Origin of the sequence: Catellatospora coxensis (assembly GCF_016862635.1) — a bacterium.
GTDB lineage: Bacteria > Actinomycetota > Actinomycetes > Mycobacteriales > Micromonosporaceae > Catellatospora > Catellatospora coxensis.
Genome location: NZ_BONI01000043.1, coordinates 1 through 15,927, shown reverse-complemented (window position 1 = coordinate 15,927; position 15,927 = coordinate 1). Strand labels below are relative to the sequence as shown.

Genomic DNA, 15,927 nt, shown 5'->3' with positions numbered 1-15,927 from the left:
GTATCAATGCAGGTCAGCGCGGTATAAATCAAGCGCGCTTGACTTTTATTGCCGGGCTGATGAGGGTTGACGCCGTGCCGAACCTCGTGAGCTCGACCGTGGAGCGCGGCGTCGCGACGCTGACGCTGGACTCCCCGCACAACCGCAACGCGCTGTCCGCGGCGCTCGTCGCGCAGCTCGGGGAGGCGCTGGCCGCCGCGGCGGCCGATCCCGGCGTGCGCGCCGTGGTGCTGACCCACACCGGCCGCGTCTTCTGCGCGGGCGCGGACCTGACCGAGGCCGCCGGGGGCGGGATCGCCGAGGGCACCGCGCGCCTGCTGGGGCTGCTGCGGAGCATCGTCGAGCTGCCGAAACCGGTGGTGGCGCGGGTGGACGGCCAGGTGCGCGCGGGCGGCCTGGGGCTGCTCGGCGCATGCGACATCGCGCTGGCCGGGCCCGCGTCCGGCTTCGCGTTCACCGAGGCCAGGCTCGGCGTCGCCCCGGCGGTGATCTCGCTGACCACGCTCACCCGGATGCCGGAGCGCGCCGCCGCGCGCTACTTCCTGACCGGCGAGGTGTTCGACGCGGCGGCCGCCGTCGCCTGCGGTCTGGTCACCCAGGCCGGGGACGATGTGGACGCGCTGCTGACCGGCGTGCTGGCCGGGCTGCGCGCCGCCTCGCCGCAGGGCCTGGCCGCGTCCAAGCTGCTCACCACGGCTGCGGTACGCCGGGAGCTGGACGAGCACGGGGTGCGGCTGGCCGAGGAGTCGGCGCGGCTGTTCGCCACGGACGAGGCGGTCGAGGGCATGACGGCGTTCCTGCAGCGGCGAAAGCCCTCCTGGGCGGAGTGAGCTGCGCATCGATATGTTGGCATAAATCATCGCTTGTCTCGTTGGTGGAAACGGTGTTCCACTGTGCGAACCAGATTCCCTCGACGAGAGGAACAGTGATGATCAGACGAGCGATCCTCGTGCTGGCCATGATCACCGCCGCGGTGGCGGGTGTGGGTTCGCCCGCCGCCGCCGACAGCTCCACCCCCGGCGCGTACGCCGTCGGTTATGTCGACGCCTCGGTCAGCGCCTCCGGCCGCTCCTTCAGCGCCCGGATCTACTACCCGGCGGCGACCGCGGGGCAGAACGCGGCCGTGGCCGCCGGCCGCTTCCCGGCCATCGCCTTCGGGCACGGCTTCCTGCAGAGCGTCAGCAAGTACTACAGCACCATGCAGCACCTGGCCTCGTGGGGCTTCGTGGTGGCCGCGCCGACCTCGCAGGGCAGCCTGTTCCCGAGCCACAGCGCCTTCGCCGACGACCTCAACGCCCAGCTCACCTGGTTGGTGGCGCAGGACACCACGGCGGGCTCGCGGTTCAACGCGCACGTCGTCACCACGAAGCTGGGGCTGTCCGGCCACTCCATGGGCGGCGGCGCGAGCGTGCTGGCCGCGGCCCGCAACCCCGCGGTCACCACCGTGGCCAACCTCGCCGCCGCGGAGACCAACCCGTCGGCGGCCACCGCCGCGGCCTCGGTGCGGGTGCCGATGATGCTGGTCGCGGGGGAGAAGGACGGCACCGCGCCGATCGCGAGCCACCAGCGCCCGATCTACCACGGCAAGCCCGCGCCCAAGCAGCTGCGCACCATCGTCGGCGGCTTCCACTGCGGCTTCATCGACACGTCGTCGGCCTTCTGCGACAGCGGCACCATCACCCGGGCTACGCAGCTGCAGATCACGCGCCGGGTGCTGACCGACTGGTTCCGCTACTACCTGGCGGGGGACACCACGGCCTACAACGCCGTCTGGGGTTCCGGCGCGACGAGCGACCCACAGGTCGCCTTCGAGGGCGTCGCCTGACCGAGCACGGGCCGGGTGCGTCCGCCGATCGCGGCACGCACCCGGCACGACCGTGGGTCAGACCCGGCCCGCCGCGTAGACGCGGGCGCCGAGGTCGGCCAGCACCGCGTTCGCCGCGCGGCGGCCGGAGACCAGGGCGCCCTGGATCGAGCTGGTGTCGCGGTGGTCGCCGCAGACGTAGCGGCCGTAGCCGTGGCGTACGGGGCGGCGCATCCGGTGCGGGGCGGGCATCGCGGGCAGCGCATGCGGGATGCGGTACGCGTCCAGGAACTGCCAGCCGGCGGTCGGCACGTCGTACAGCACGGCCAGCCGGGCGCGGACCGAACGCTCCAGCGCGTCGATCGGGCTGCTCGTGTCCAGGGTGGACGTCGCGATCAGCGACCGGCCGTCGGTGGCGTACCCGGCCGCGGCGGCGGTGAGCACCACCGTGTTGGTCACCAGGCCGCCGCCCCCGGGGTCCACGGTGAGCATCGGGTGCATCGACGGCGCACCGAAACAGGCGTGGTAGAACGTGGTGACCCCGTGCCAGGCGGGTGTGCGCAGGCCGGGCAGCAGCGCCGCCGCCGTGCCGCCGTCGGTGGCCACCACGACGGCCCGCGCGGTGATCTCGTCGCCGCCGGCCACCGCCACACCGTGCGGAGTCAGCCGCTCGACCCGCGCGTCGCAGCGCACCGTGCCCGCGGGCAGCCGTGCCGCGAGCAGCCGGGGCAGCGCCTGCATGCCCTGGGCGGGCACGGCCGCGCCGCCGCGCAGGAACATGCGCCACATGAGATGGAAGAAGCGGCCCGAGGTGTCGAGCCGGTCCTCCAGGAACACCCCGGCCAGGAACGGGCGCAGCACCCGGTCCACCGTCGCCGGCGCGAGGTCGGCGGCCTTCAGCTCGTCGAGGGTGCTCACGTCGGGCTGGCGCAGCACCGCGGCGGTGGAGCCGAGCGTGTCCCGGGCGGCCAGCTCGACCAGCGTCAGCCCGTCGGCGGCCGGCACCAGCCCGGAGGCCAGCGCGAGCGCCGCGGTCGGGCCGGGCCGCAGGTGATGGGTGCGCCCGGCCCAGTGCACCGCCACCCCGCGCGTGAACGGCCGCAGGTGCAGGTCGGTGAGGTCGTACTCCTCCTGCAGGGCGGGGTAGGCCGGGCAGAGCGTCTGGAAGCCGCGGTCCAGCAGGAAGCCGTCGACGGTGTCGGTGCGCACCCGCCCGCCGACGTCGTCGGACGCCTCCAGCACGGTCACCCGCAACCCCGCCTCGGTGATCCGCCGGGCGGCGACCAGGCCGGCCAGGCCCGCGCCGACGACGGCCACGTCGCAGTGTTCCGCCATGTCCTCAGGCTAGGCCGCCGCACCTGCGGCGCAGCGGTTTTCGGTGGACTGCGTCGATCCGCGCGGCATGGTTCCTCTGGCGAAACGACGTTTCCCTTCCGTAGGATGCTCGGCACCGGACAGGTGCCCGTCGCTCCCGGGACGCCTGGACGTCCCGGGGCACGACGGCCCGACGGACAGCTGCCGGGCCGCCGCCCGGTCGAGCCCCTGGAGGTAGGCGCATGGCCGTCCCCGCCGTCGACGAGCAGGTCCGCGAGATCGCCGCGTATCCCGGGCGGCCGCCGGTGCGGGTCAGGCGCGGGCGCGCCGCCCCGTTCGGCTGGTGGCCCGCGATCTGCGTGGCGCTGGTCGCGCTGATCGACCGGATCGAGTACAACCTGCTGGCCGGGGCGCTGCCGGCGATCCAGCGGGAGTTCGGGTTCGACGACGGCGCGGCCGGGGCCATCGCCACCGCCGGGGCGATCGCCGCGGTGCTCCTGCTGCTGCCCGCCGGGCGGCTGGCCGACACCGGACGGCGCACCTGGACCGTGGCCGCCGTGGTCGCCGTGTGGGCGCTGCTCACCCTCGGCACCGGCCTGGCCGGGTCCTACGCGATGCTGTTCGGGGTGCGGGTGCTGCTCGGCGCGGCCGGTCAGCTCTACAACCCGCCCGCGTCCAGCCTGCTCGGCGACCTCTACCCGGGCCCCAGCCGGGCCCGCGCCTACGGGCTCGAACGCGCCGCCTACTTCGCGGGCCTGCCGATCGGCGTGATCGCGGGCGGTGCGCTGGCCAAGGCGTACGACTGGCGCACCGGCTTCTTCCTCGTCGCGATCCCCGGCGCGGTCATCGCGCTGCTCATGCTCACCGTGCGCGAGCCGGTCCGGGGCATCGGCGACCGCCTCAGCTCCTGGTACGCCGACCCGGCCACGCCGGCGCCCGCCGCGGGCGAGCCGGCCCCGGCGGCCGGCTCCGCGACCGTGCCGCGCCAGGCGGTCCCGGCCGGCGCGCCCGGTGCGACGGGCCTGTCGGGCCTCGCCGCGCAGGTGCGCGAGCTGTGGCGGATCCGCACGCTGCGCTCGGTGGTGAGCGGGCTGAGCATCCTGTTCTTCGGGCTGGGCGGGCTGTTCTTCTGGATGCCGTCGTTCTACCAGCGCGAGTTCGGGCTCGACGAGGCCGCCTCGGCCGCGGTCGGCGGCGGTGCCGGCCTGGTCGGCATCCTCGCCGGCATCGGCCTGGGCAGCTGGCTCGGCGATCGCGGCCACGGCCGCCGTCCCGGCTGGCGGGTGCGGCTGGGCGGCTGGTCGCTGCTGTTCGGCACCGTCGCGCTGGCCGGGGCCGTGGCGGTGGGACCGTTCGTGCCGCAGGTCGTCTGCTTCGGGCTCGCCAACGTCGGCTTCGCCGGAGCCATCGCGAACCTGACCGCGGCCAACGCCGACGTGGTCGAGGCGTCGCGGCGCGGCCTGGGCTTCGCGGTGCTCCAGTCGGTGATCACCCTGGGCGGCGCGCTCGGCCCCTGGCTCATCGGCGAGGCCTCCGACGCCACCGGTTCGCTGCGCCTGGCGTACGCGGTGGTCATCGTGCCGCTGGTGGTGGGCAGCCTGATCGTGCTCCGGGCCTGGCGCGGCTACGACGCCGACGCCGCCGCCGCGCTGTCCCCGCACACCTCGGACTGACCCGCCGCAAGATCATGGGATTTGCCCGGCAGGTGGGCGTGTCGGCGTGCCGGATACGCACGCCTGCCGGGCAAGTCGGACGATCTAGACCGGGGACCCTGGTGGGATCCCTAGGTCCGGGGTGGACGGAGTGTCGGTGACCTTGCAGAATGCCGGTTGTCCTGCTTGACGGCTGACAGCATCCGGGCCATGACACCACCGACCCACACCCTCGCCCGGAGACTGCTCGGCGCGGCGGGCGCGTTGACGCTCGCCGCCGTCGGCCTCTCCGCGCCCGCTGTCGCGGCGGAGGAGAAGGAACCGCCGCGCCGCCCGTACCAGCAGGTCAAGATCTGCGATCTGAGCATGTGCTACATCGCCTGGAAGGTCATCGACTCCGACGGCGACGGCTGGTGCGACGCCGACGAGCTGGTCGCCGGCACCGACCCGTTCGACCGGGCCAGCTTCCCGTCGCCGGAGCTGGTCGCCGAGCTGGTGATCGGGCGGGCGCTGCCGACGTTCGAGTACGGCCAGGGCGTCTTCGTGCTGCTCCCGCTGGAGACGGTCAAGCTGCGCGAGCAGGTCGACCGGGGCTGGCTGGAGACGTTCCCGCTGCCGGCCCGCAAGGACGCGCTCACCCGGATGGGTATCGACAGCAAGCTGCTCGACGCGTTCGGCCTCGACCCGAGCAGCGACGGCATGACCCTGGGTCTCGACCTGCCCGGCAGCGGCGGCGACGGGCTGCCCGCGGGGATCAAACTGGGCACCCTCGACACCTCGCTGATCAGTGCGGGCGGCGCCTCGTACATGGCGGACCGCGGCGGGGTGAAGAGCAACACCCGCGACGAGGACGGGTTCGGCGACGTCACCGAGTACTACGACGGCTCCTCGGCGCACACCAGGGTGGACCGGGAAACCGGCCGCACCGAGATCGCGTACACCGATGAGAACGGTGACAACAGCGCGATGGTGACCATCGACCGGGACTTCGGCTACGACGGCGACACGCGGGTCGAGACGGAGACAACGACCGTCACGGACGCGGGCGGCAGGGTGCAGTCGGAATCGACCACCACCACCCGCACGGGCAAGGACGGCAGCACGGAGAGCCAGACCGACAAGACCACGTACAAGCGGGACAAGGACGGCAACGTCACCGGCACCACGGTCACCCACAGCGAGTCGTCGAAACCGGCGAACGGCACCACCACCAGCGGATCGGTCACCTACCGCTGCGACGCGAACGGCGAGAACTGCACGCAGGTGTCCTCCACCGGCGGCTACTTCGACGAGAGCCAGCAGCCGGCCGTCATCACCGAGGAGGTCGTCCAGGGCGTGCTCCGGGTACGCGGCGCGGCGATCAACGTCGTCCAGGGCTGGACGCCGCCCGGTGACGGCGAGCCGGAGACCCCGGACCCGAGCGTGATCGTCAACATCGACCCGGACTACGTCGGCGAGTTCGTCCTGGTCGAGCCGAGGCTGACCACGCACGCCCAGCCGGAGTTCGCCAACGGGCTGCCCCACCCCATGGACGGCGCGGTGCCGCCGTCCGGCGGCGGATGCGGCGGCCTCTGCTGACCTGACGCCGCCGGGCCCGGCCCCGATCTTCCCCGGCCGGGTCCGGCGGCGTCAGCCGCGTTCGAGCACCAGCAGCTGCTGCGCGGTGACCACGGCCACCGCCAGGGTCTTGTAGCCGACCGAGTCGAACAGCACGGTCATCCGGTCCTTCTCGTAGCCGAGCACCATGCCGGTGCCCCAGTCGGCGTGGCGCACCGTGCTGTGCAGCGGGTACGGCACGTCGTCGGCGATCACCTCCGAGGTGCCCTCGTGGCAGCTGTCGCAGTGCCCGCAGACGTCGTTGAGCTGCTCGCCGAAGTAGCCCAGCAGCGCCTGCACCCGGCAGCCGCGCATCTCGGCGAAGCGGCGCATCATGTCGGTGCGCGAGCGCTGGCCGGCCTGGTATCGGCCGTGCTCGGCGAGCGCGTCCCGGGCCGCCTGGTCGGGCAGCGGCGCGAACCGCGGCACGCTCAGCTCGCCCTTGGTCCCGGTCGCCACCGCGCCGACCTGCTCCAGCAGGCTCAGGTGCGCGGCCAGCTTGCGGGCGTTGTAGCCGGTGGTCTTGGCCAGCGCGGTCTTGGTGACCGGGCCGCTGTGCAGAGCCGCCGCCACGGTGCGCAGCTCGGCCAGGTCGGGCGCGCCGCCGTTGAAGAAGCGTTGCAGGGCCACGTCCTCGGCGCGGTGCAGCAGCAGCGCGTGCGCGGGCTCGCCGTCGCGGCCGGCCCGGCCGATCTCCTGCAGGTAGCTGTCGGGGGAGTCGGGCAGGGCCATGTGCACGACGAAGCGGATGTTCGGCTTGTCGATGCCCATGCCGAAGGCCGACGTGGCGACCATGATCGGCACCCGGTCGGCGAGGAACGCCTCGTGCGCGCGGGCGCGCACCCCGGCCGCCATGCCCCCGTGGTATGCCGTGGCCTCGTGCCCGGCGTCGTTGAGCCGCTGGGCGAGCTCCTCGGCGGCGCGCCGGGTCGCCACGTACACGATGCCCGGCGGGGTGGCCTCCTCCAGCAGCTTGAGCAGCCGCCGCCAGCGGTAGTCCTCGCTGGGGCAGTGGGTGGCCTCCAGGAACAGGTTGGGCCGGTCCAGCCCGGTCTGCACCACCTTGGGCTTGCGCAGCCCGAGCCGGGCGATGATGTCCTCGCGCATCGGCGGCGACGCGGTGGCCGTCAGCGCCACCACCGGCGGGCGGCCCAGGCCCCGGATCAGGTGCCCGATGGTGAGGTAGTCGGGCCGGAAGTCGTGGCCCCAGGACGAGATGCAGTGCGCCTCGTCCACCGCGACCAGCGCCGGGCGCAGCGCCTTCACCTCGGCCATCCGCTCCGGCGAGCTGAGCTGCTCCGGCGTGATGAACAGGAAGCGCGCGGTGCCCTCGCGCAGCTCCTTGAGCGCCGCGGCCTGCTTGGCCGGGGTCTCCGCGGAGCTGATCCGCACCGCCCGCAGGGCCGGGTTGCCGCGGTCGTTGAGGTTGGCGATCTGGTCGTGCTGCAAAGCCAGCAGCGGCGAGATCACCACCGTCGGTCCCTTCAGGAGGGACGCGGTGACCTGGTAGACGGCCGACTTTCCGCCACCGGTGGGCAGCACCACCATCGCGTCGCGGCCGCGCAGCAGGGCGCGCATGGCGTCCAGCTGCGCGGGCCGCAACCGGTTCCAGCCGAAGTGGTCACGGGCGGCGCGTCGCAGGCGCAGGGAGCGGAATAAGAACATCATCGCCGCGACTCTAACCAGTTCCGCCGACACACAAACGTCACCGGGATGCCATCCGTAGACGCGTATGGATGAAGATCAGATCCGGGTAGCGTTGCCGACCAGGGCCGTTATCGCGCGGGCGGCCTCCGGCAGATTTTCGTCACTTGGGCAGTCGGTGTACATGACGGTGACCTTTCCGGCGCCGCCCGTCCGGTAGACGGAGACGGTGTACTGGAAGGCGTCGGCGCACGTGGTCGGGGCGGTGGGGCGGGCGGCCTCGGTGTCCAGCCGCGGATCGGCGGCCAGCGTCTGGAGCTCCGCGCGCTCCGAAGTGGTCAGTTTGCCCGATTTGGTGTTTCCGGCACGGTCCGTGAGGGTCCAGGCTCCGGCCGGGTCGACCGTTATCTGGTCGTTCACACCGGCGAAGCCGCCGGTCCGGTACACGCTGACCGAGGCAGGCCGGGGCGAGACCGATCCGCCGGGGCTCGGCGAGACCCGTCCGCCGGAGCTCGGCGAGCCTGCCGGGTCGACGCCGTCCGCGGGTGCGCAGGCCGCGATGAGCAGCGCGAGCGCCCCGACGGCGGCGGCATGCCGGACGATGGTGCGCAGGAAGGTCATACGTGCTGGGACGGCCCGGATCGCGGACCGGTTGCCTGCCGGCGAGGTTTCAGCCATGAGCGCCAGTCTATGCACCCGGGTCGGCCGACCAGGGCGGGCCGGTTCAGCCGGGCAGGCCGGCGCGAGCCCGCAGAGAGGCGAGGTCCAGCACGGTCACGGACATGCGGCTGGTACGGATCCAGCCCGCGCCGCGCAGCACGCCCAGCGCCTTGCTGACCGCCTCCCGGGACGCGCCCACCCAGCCCGCCAGCTCGTCCTGGGACAGCGGCAGCGCGATCGCGATGGCGTCGCCGTCCGGGCGGCCGAAGCGCTCGGCCAGCTCGACCAGGCGCGCGGCGACCCGGCCGGTGCTGTCCTGCGCGCCGAACTCGACGCGCTTGCGGTCGGCGTCGCGCAGCCGCTCGGTGAGCAGCCGCATCAGCAGGAACGCCACCCGGCCGTGCGCCTGCAGGTACGCCTCGAACTCGGCCAGTGGCATGACCAGCGCCGTCACCGGCTCCAGCGCGGTGAGCGTCGCCGAACGCGGCGCGCGGTCCACCGCGGACAGCTCGCCGAGCAGCGCGCCGGGTCCGCGTACCGCGAGCACGACCTCGCCGCCCGCGGCGGTGTGCGAGGAAGCCTTGACCCGGCCCGCGCGCAGCATGGCGACCCAGTCCGAGCGGTCGGCCTCCCGGCACAGCACCTCGCCGCGGCTCCACCGCCGCAGGGCGCTGCGCCGGGTGAACTGCTCCTGCTCCGCAGGCGTGAGCAGGCTCCAGAAATCCCCGCTGATTCGCTGGCTCACGGTCGCATCCCGGTGACGGCGTACGCGCGTACCGTGGCGATCCGGCCCTTGACCGGCAGATCGCCCAGCGGCGCGGCGGTGACCGCGTCCCCGGCGGCCAGCCGGGTCGCCTCGCCGATGACGACCTGGCCGGGCTCGGCGAGGGTCTGCAGGCGGGCGGCGACGTTGACCGCGTCGCCCATCGCGTTGAAGCCGCGCAGCTGCTCGCTGCCGATGTTGCCGACCAGCGCCGGGCCGGTGTTCGCGCCGACCCGGAACCGCGGCCAGTCGGGGTGCCCGGCGGCGATCCGGTCGACGCCCTGCTGCATCGCCAGCGCGGCGCGGACCGCCCGCAGCGCGTGGTCGGGCTGCCGGGCCGGGGCGTTGAACAGGGCCAGCAGGGCGTCGCCGACGAACTGCACCACGGTGCCGCCGTTGTCGAGGATGGCCGGCACGGCGACGCCGTGGTAGCGGTTGAGCATCCGCACGATCTCGGCCGGTTCGACGCCCTCGGAGAACGTCGTGAAGCCGCGCAGGTCGGCGAAGAGCGCGGTCACCTCGACCACCTCGCCGCCGAGCGCGGCCTGGTCGGGGTCGGCCAGCAGCGCGGCGGCCACGTCCGGCGACAGGTAGTGCCGGAACAGGGTGCCCAGCGTGCGCGACAGCTCCCGCTCGGCCGACAGCGCCGCGGCGGCCCGGTCGAGCACCGCGGTCTGGCCCTCGGTGAGCCCGAAGCGCTCGGCCAGCCGGGCGGCGACCGGCCCGGTGGCGGCCCCGGTGCGCTCGCGCTCCTGCAGCGCGGTGACCAGCTCCTCCAGCGCGGCGCCGTACTCGGCGCGGATCGCGCGGGCGGTCTGGTCCAGGGTGATCGCGTCGAACAGGCCGGCGCTGCCGCCCTCGCGGCCGTACTGCACGTAGGCGCTGTACGCGACGAAGCCGAACGCGAACGCCAGCAGCAGATGCCACTCCCACCAGGACAGCTGCCACTTGTAGGCCAGCAGCACCGCCACGCTCGACTCGGCCAGCAGCGTGAACGCGGTGACGATGCTGATCAGCATGGCGGCGGGCTTGCGCCGGTGCATGGCGAAGTAGCGCAGCGCGGCGACCAGGTACAGCACGACCGTGGCGGCGGTGACCCAGGCCATCGCGCCCTGCACGTCGCGTGGGCCGGGCGGGGCGCTCAGCGGCGGCAGGTCCAGCAGCTCGACGACGCCCCAGGCCAGGATCAGCGCCCACAGCCCGCCCTGCAGCCAGGGCCGGGCCCGCAGCACCGCCGCACCCCGCGCGCCCTCCAGCGGCAGTGACGAGACCAGCGCGAACACCGCCGCGACGGCGAGCCCGACCGGCTGTGACAGGTCGAAACCGACGGACGGGTGGTGCACCAGCACCCCGGGTGTGGCCAGCGCGTGCAGCAGCAGGAAGCCGGCGCTGGCCAGGAACGCCAGCGACACCAGCAGCAGCCGCGCGTCGGCCCGCTTGCGTGCCACGGCCGAGATCCGGATGCCCAGCACGACGTTCACCGCGGCGACCACCAGCACCAGCCAGAAGTGGCTGTGCGAGTCGTGCCAGGCGATGTCCGTGCCCGGCACGGCCAGCAGCAGCCACAGCCCCGCCATCGGCAGCGCCAGATGCAGCAGCCAGACCAGGGCGCGCACCGGCTGGACGGCAGGCGGGAGGAAGGGGCGCGACACGCCGACACCTTACGCCCCACGGCGGCGCCGCAGCACTGTCGCGAATCCGCTGTGTGGACTAGTACGCAGACGCACCGCCCGGGTCAGGGGTTGGCTGGACTCGTCGCCGGTGCTGTGTCCGGCGGCGTTAGGAGCTGACGATGAAGCGCAACGGGCCCATCATCACGTTGCTGGCCGGCCTCGCGCTCGCGGCCGTGCTGATCACGGTGAACCTGTCGCTCACCAAGGGCGGCGGCGAGCCGGACCCGGCCGGGCTGGGCGCGGCGGTGGCCTCGGCCGCGCCCGCGGCGTCCACGCCGCCCTCGCCGACGGTGGCCGCCTCCGCCTCCGCCGCCGCGCCCGACGCGCCCGCCGAGAAGGTGAACGCCACCTGGGCGGGCACCGTGGACGGCGGCGGCGCGACGATCGCGATCGCGGTCACCGACGGCGTCGCGGTCGCGTACCTGTGTGACGGGAAGAAGGCCGAGGTGTGGCTGCAGGGCACCGCCGCGGACGGCAAGCTGGCGCTGACCGGCAAGAAGGGCGCGACCCTCACCGGGACCTTCGGCGGCGGGAAGGCCACCGGCACGGTCACCGCGAACGGCCGCAAGTGGACCTTCACCGTGAAGGCGGTCGCCAAGCCGTCCGGCCTGTACCGCGCCACCGCGACCGTACGCAATGCCAAGGTCGTCGGCGGCTGGATCGTGCTGCCCGACGGCAGCCAGGTCGGCGTCGTCACCGTCGACGACGTGCCGCAGCCCGCGCCCGCGATCGACCCGGCCACGGGCGCGGTCACCGTCGACGGCGCCGCGCTGACCGCCGCGCCCGTCACCGGCGTACTCGCCGAGAACTGAGGGCACGCCATGAATCGGTTGTCTGGCAGAGGAAGGAACAGGTCATGAGCGAGCGCAGCGAGCGAATCGGCAGGCTTGGCCAAGCCGCCGACGAGCGCAGCGAGGAGAAGGCATGAGCGACCAGAGCACCAGGCGTGTCAAGGCATCGGCGGCCGGGCTGTACGTGCCGCTGCTGCTCGGCGCGATCGTGACGGTGACGCTGGGCGTGTACGGCAGCGTGCACACGCCGACCGGCATCGCGGTGAACGTGGCCGGGTTCTCCGGCCCGCAGACGGTGAAGGTGTGGCTTGCCAGCGGGGCGGCGCTGCTCGCGCTGGTGCAGCTGGTCAGCGCGTTCGCGATGTGGGGCAGGTTCGGGGCGAACCCGCCGTCCTGGATCGGGCCGCTGCACCGCTGGTCGGGACGGTTCGCGTTCCTGCTGACCGTGCCGGTGGCCGTGCACTGCCTGTACGCGCTGGGTTTCGCCACCTACGACACCCGTACCCTGGCCCACTCGCTGCTGGGCTGCTTCTTCTTCGGCGCGTTCACGGTCAAGATGCTGAGCCTGCCCAAACGCGGCCTGCCCGGCTGGACCCTGCCGCTGCTGGGCGGGGCGGTCTTCACCGCCCTGATCGGACTGTGGCTGACCTCGTCCTTCTGGTACTTCACCACGATCGGGGTGCGTTTCTGATGACCCGGGAGACCGCGACGCACGAGCACACGACCAGCAGCGGCTGCGCGGCCGGCTGCGCCTCGCGGCGGGCCGTGCTGGCCGGCGTGGCCGGGGCGGCCGCGCTGCTGGCGGGCTGCCAGGCCTACGGCGAGAGCACCGACCCGGAGCCGCTGCCCGCCGACGCCGCCCCCGCCACGACCGCCCCCGCCGAGCCCGCCCCGGGCACGACGGGCCCCGGCGACCCAGCCGCGTCGGCCCCCGGCACCGCTCCCGCCAAACCGGCGGGTAAACCGCTGGTCGAAACGGCCAAGGTCCCGGTCGGCGGCGGCGTGATCCTCGAAGCCGAACGCCTCGTCGTCACCCAGCCGCAGGCGGGCGTCTACAAGGCGTTCTCCGCCGTCTGCACCCACCAGGGCTGCACCGTCACCAGCGTCGCCGACGGCATCATCGAGTGCGGCTGCCACGGCAGCCGCTTCCGCGCCACCGACGGCTCCGTCGCCGGCGGCCCCGCCACCCGCCCCCTCCGCGAAACCCGCGTAACCTCCGACGCCACCACCGTCTACCGCCCCTAGGCGAAGGAAGGGCACCTTCTTATCGTTATCCGTAGAGGAAGGTGCCCTTCTTAACGCTGAACCATGGGGGACGTGCGGGGATGAGCCGCTTCAGTTACGCGGAGGTCGGTGCGACGCGCGACGAGGTCCTGCCGCGCGGCTACAACCACCTGCGCTACCGCACCCGCATCGGCGACGCGTCGGTGATGGCGGTAGCCGCGGAGGCGGTGCTGACGTTCGCGCCGCAGCGCGCGATCGGGGTGCGCATCACCGCCGACGGTCCGCGCGCGGTCGAAGGGCTCGCGGTGACCTCGGGCCTGGGCATCGGCCCGCTGCGCATCGCCGCCCCCTGCGAGGTGGTATGGGCCGAGGACGGCCCCCAGCGGGCCGGCTTCGCGTACGGCACACTCGCCGGCCACCCCGAAACCGGCGAGGAGGCCTTCCTCGTCGAGTCGGCCGCCGGCGCGGTGTGGTTCTCGGTGATCGCGTTCAGCCGCCCCGCCCGCTGGTACACCCGGGCAGCCGGCCCGGTGGCGGTCGGCTTCCAGCACACGTACGCCCGCCTCCTGGGCCGTGCCCTGCGCCGCCTCGTCACCCGCCCCTGACCCTCCTCGCCGCGGCCCGCCCGCGTTCACGGCCTGCGGTCTCGGGGAAAGTGCGCGAATGCCGTGCGGGATGGGCGCAGTTTCCCCGAAACCGCAGCCCGCGGCCGACCGCGGACACGGAGCGGCCACGCCCGGTAGGGAGCCGGGCGTGGCCGCGGGCCTGTCAGAGGCGGGAGCTGGCGCTGACGGTGAAGCCGGTGTTCACGGCGGCGCCGGCGTTGGTGTAGCAGCTGACGTCACGGACGTACAGGTCGGGGGCCGCGATCGTCCACGGGAAGTTCAGGCCGCAGAAGTTCGAGTTCGAGCCGGCCGCGGTGACCTGCACGGTGAGCGGCGCGAAGCCGATCTGCCGGAAGGTGACCAGGGACAGGCCGAGGCCCGCCGAGATCAGCGTGTTCGCGCCGTACCCGAGCACCGAGTTGAAGTTGGTGAACGCCGGGCCCACGGGCGGGGCGTTCCACAGGTAGCCGAAGTACTGCGGCGGGAAGCCCGCGCCGTACAGCGACGCCTTCTGCTGGTACGTCACCGTGAAGCGGCTGTTGACCAGCGCGCCCGCCGAGTTGAAGCAGAGCACGATGACCTCTTGCTGGGCCGGGATCGAGGTCCAGTTGCGGATCTTGCAACGGGTGCCCACGGTGCCGACGGCGGTCACCTGCGCGCTGCCGTCGATCGGCCCGCCGGAGCCGATGTTCGGGAACTTGACGCTCCACTGGCCCACGCCCATCGGGGTGACCAGGTTGGCCGCGCCGGCCGCGTTGTACTGGCTGATGATCACGCCGGTGGGCTGGGTGTCCACGTAGCCGTACGGGCCGGACGCCCCCACGCCGGAGGCCATGGTGAAGAACGCGCTGAAGCCGCTGTTGTCGGGCACCCCGCCGACCCGGTAGCAGCGGATGATGGCGATCTCGTTGGCGCCGGACGGGAACCAGGTCTCGGCCTGGCACCAGCGCGGCCCGTTGGAGATCGCGGTGACGTGCACGACGCCCCCGGGGGCCGCCTGGCCTGGGAACGTGACCTGGTAGCGGCCGACGGCCAGCGGCACGACGGTGGTGGCCGCCGGGGTGGTGCCCGCGGGCACCACGGCCGCGCCGTTCCACAGCACGAACCCGAACCGGTTCGGCACGGCAGCCTGCGCGGGCGTGCCGGCGACCAGCAGTGTGCCGAGCATGGCGACGATCCCCACCAGGGTGGAGAGCACACGAGTCGGTCTTGGCATGTTCGATACCTTTCCGTGACGGGACGGTAACTCGATACATGCAAACATGTGGATCTAACGATCTCAATGAATGTGTCGGAACCTGACTGAGCGCGAATGCCGCCGGCTACAGGTCGTCGGCGCGGTACTGCTCGACGATCTGGTAGCCGAGCGAGTCATAGAGGCGTCGGGCGACCGTGTTGTGGCCGAAGACGTTCAGCCCGAGCTGGGCGTCGCCCGCCGCCGCGGTCGCCTGCTCGCCGACCAGCATCGCCGCGCGGCCGTACCCGCGACCCCGGTGCGCCGGGTCCACGTCCACGCCGAACACGAAGCTCAGGCCGGGCAGGAAGCCGTGGCGCAGCCAGATCGTGCCGACGACCTCGTCGCCGGCGGTCACGCACCAGAAGGCGTGCCCTGGGCTGCGCAGGCCCTCCGGGAGCAACTCCTCGTGCTCGGCGACGGACGCGGCCAGGGCGTCGGCGGGGGAGCGGCTGCCGGAGGCGGTCATCTCCTCGGCGTACATCCGGATCGCCTCCTGCAGCCACTGGTCGAAGTCGACGGGCGTCATCGCACGGCCCGCGAGGCCGTCCGGCAGGGACACCTGGGCGGTCACCGTCTTGACCATCTGCTGCGCCCGCAGGGGGTACGCGCCGAAGAGCGCGTCGGTGACGGGGTCACCCGGCACGACCGTCACGCTCAGGCGGCTGCCCCCGTCCGCCGCGGCCCGCTCGCGGGACCACGCGACCAGCTCGCGGCCCAGGCCGCGGCCGCGGTGCTCCGGCGCCAGCCACAGGTCGTGCAGGCTGCGCTGCTCGGGGCGGCGCGGCCGTGATCCGCCGAGGGCCAGGAAACCGGCCGGCGCGCCGCCGGCCTCGACCGCGTACACCCGCCCGCCCGGGTCGTCGCGCTGGTTGGCGAGACAGCGCTCGACCTCCCGCTCGACCGTCGCCGGGTCGGTGTAGCGGCGGGCGTATCGCTCCCGCAGCCGCGGCACCCACCCGGCCCG

General features: G+C 73.5%; 15 protein-coding genes. 8 read left to right on the top strand and 7 right to left on the bottom strand.

What is annotated here, in order from left to right:
- Positions 1-74: 74 nt before the first annotated feature.
- Together Cco03nite_RS23995 and Cco03nite_RS23990 are read left to right on the top strand one after the other, a co-directional pair.
- Positions 75-830 (top strand): enoyl-CoA hydratase family protein, encoded by a 756-nt coding sequence (locus Cco03nite_RS23995; RefSeq protein WP_239167609.1) that lies wholly within the window; start codon positions 75-77, stop codon positions 828-830.
- A 98-nt stretch (positions 831-928) separates the two neighbouring features.
- Positions 929-1,825, top strand: coding sequence for an alpha/beta hydrolase family protein (locus Cco03nite_RS23990; protein ID WP_203694443.1), 897 nt, complete (start codon positions 929-931; stop codon positions 1,823-1,825).
- A 57-nt stretch (positions 1,826-1,882) separates the two neighbouring features.
- On the opposite strand, the gene Cco03nite_RS23985 is transcribed toward Cco03nite_RS23990, so the two are convergent.
- Complete coding sequence (locus Cco03nite_RS23985; protein ID WP_203694442.1) at positions 1,883-3,139, bottom strand: NAD(P)/FAD-dependent oxidoreductase; 1,257 nt, start codon at positions 3,137-3,139, stop codon at positions 1,883-1,885.
- A 221-nt stretch (positions 3,140-3,360) separates the two neighbouring features.
- Between Cco03nite_RS23985 and Cco03nite_RS23980 the strand changes: the two genes are divergently transcribed.
- Both Cco03nite_RS23980 and Cco03nite_RS23975 read left to right on the top strand, forming a co-directional pair.
- Entirely contained in the window at positions 3,361-4,791 is a 1,431-nt protein-coding gene (locus Cco03nite_RS23980) for an MFS transporter (protein WP_203694441.1), read from the top strand.
- A gap of 189 nt (positions 4,792-4,980) precedes the next feature.
- On the top strand, positions 4,981-6,348 hold the full coding sequence (locus tag Cco03nite_RS23975) for a thrombospondin type 3 repeat-containing protein (protein ID WP_203694440.1): 1,368 nt from the start codon (positions 4,981-4,983) through the stop codon (positions 6,346-6,348).
- 51 nt (positions 6,349-6,399) lie between these two features.
- Here the strand turns inward: Cco03nite_RS23975 and Cco03nite_RS23970 are convergent, their stop codons facing one another.
- The 4 genes from Cco03nite_RS23970 to Cco03nite_RS23955 form a co-directional block, all read right to left on the bottom strand.
- Positions 6,400-8,034 (bottom strand): RecQ family ATP-dependent DNA helicase, encoded by a 1,635-nt coding sequence (locus tag Cco03nite_RS23970; RefSeq protein ID WP_203694439.1) that lies wholly within the window; start codon positions 8,032-8,034, stop codon positions 6,400-6,402.
- Between the two features lie 75 nt (positions 8,035-8,109).
- The gene (locus Cco03nite_RS23965; protein WP_203694438.1) at positions 8,110-8,688 is read right to left on the bottom strand and encodes a protealysin inhibitor emfourin; all 579 of its coding nucleotides are present in this window, start codon (positions 8,686-8,688) and stop codon (positions 8,110-8,112) included.
- Between the two features lie 46 nt (positions 8,689-8,734).
- Positions 8,735-9,415, bottom strand: coding sequence for a Crp/Fnr family transcriptional regulator (locus Cco03nite_RS23960; protein WP_239167608.1), 681 nt, complete (start codon positions 9,413-9,415; stop codon positions 8,735-8,737).
- Positions 9,412-11,010 carry an adenylate/guanylate cyclase domain-containing protein gene (locus Cco03nite_RS23955; RefSeq protein WP_203694500.1) on the bottom strand — a complete coding sequence of 533 codons (1,599 nt, stop codon included), beginning with the start codon at positions 11,008-11,010 and terminating at the stop codon, positions 9,412-9,414. Before Cco03nite_RS23955 ends, Cco03nite_RS23960 begins: the two co-directional genes overlap by 4 nt.
- Positions 11,011-11,225: 215 nt before the next feature.
- Between Cco03nite_RS23955 and Cco03nite_RS23950 the strand changes: the two genes are divergently transcribed.
- The 4 genes from Cco03nite_RS23950 to Cco03nite_RS23935 all read left to right on the top strand — a co-directional run bounded on the left by Cco03nite_RS23950 (position 11,226) and on the right by Cco03nite_RS23935 (position 13,726).
- Complete coding sequence (locus Cco03nite_RS23950) at positions 11,226-11,918, top strand: hypothetical protein (RefSeq protein ID WP_203694437.1); 693 nt, start codon at positions 11,226-11,228, stop codon at positions 11,916-11,918.
- Positions 11,919-12,030: 112 nt separating this feature from the next.
- A complete protein-coding gene (locus tag Cco03nite_RS23945; protein ID WP_203694436.1) occupies positions 12,031-12,588 on the top strand; it encodes a DUF6529 family protein in 558 nt (185 codons plus the stop codon).
- Positions 12,588-13,142, top strand: coding sequence for a Rieske (2Fe-2S) protein (locus Cco03nite_RS23940; RefSeq protein ID WP_203694435.1), 555 nt, complete (start codon positions 12,588-12,590; stop codon positions 13,140-13,142). The genes Cco03nite_RS23945 and Cco03nite_RS23940 overlap by 1 nt, the downstream gene beginning before the upstream one ends.
- Positions 13,143-13,222: 80 nt before the next feature.
- Positions 13,223-13,726: a DUF1990 domain-containing protein gene (locus Cco03nite_RS23935; protein WP_203694434.1), complete on the top strand. Its 504-nt coding sequence runs from the start codon at positions 13,223-13,225 to the stop codon at positions 13,724-13,726.
- A 163-nt stretch (positions 13,727-13,889) separates the two neighbouring features.
- Here the strand turns inward: Cco03nite_RS23935 and Cco03nite_RS23930 are convergent, their stop codons facing one another.
- On the bottom strand, positions 13,890-14,942 hold the full coding sequence (locus tag Cco03nite_RS23930; protein ID WP_203694433.1) for a hypothetical protein: 1,053 nt from the start codon (positions 14,940-14,942) through the stop codon (positions 13,890-13,892).
- A gap of 106 nt (positions 14,943-15,048) precedes the next feature.
- The coding region (locus tag Cco03nite_RS23925; protein WP_203694432.1) for a GNAT family N-acetyltransferase at positions 15,049-15,927 on the bottom strand (879 nt) is incomplete at its 5' end.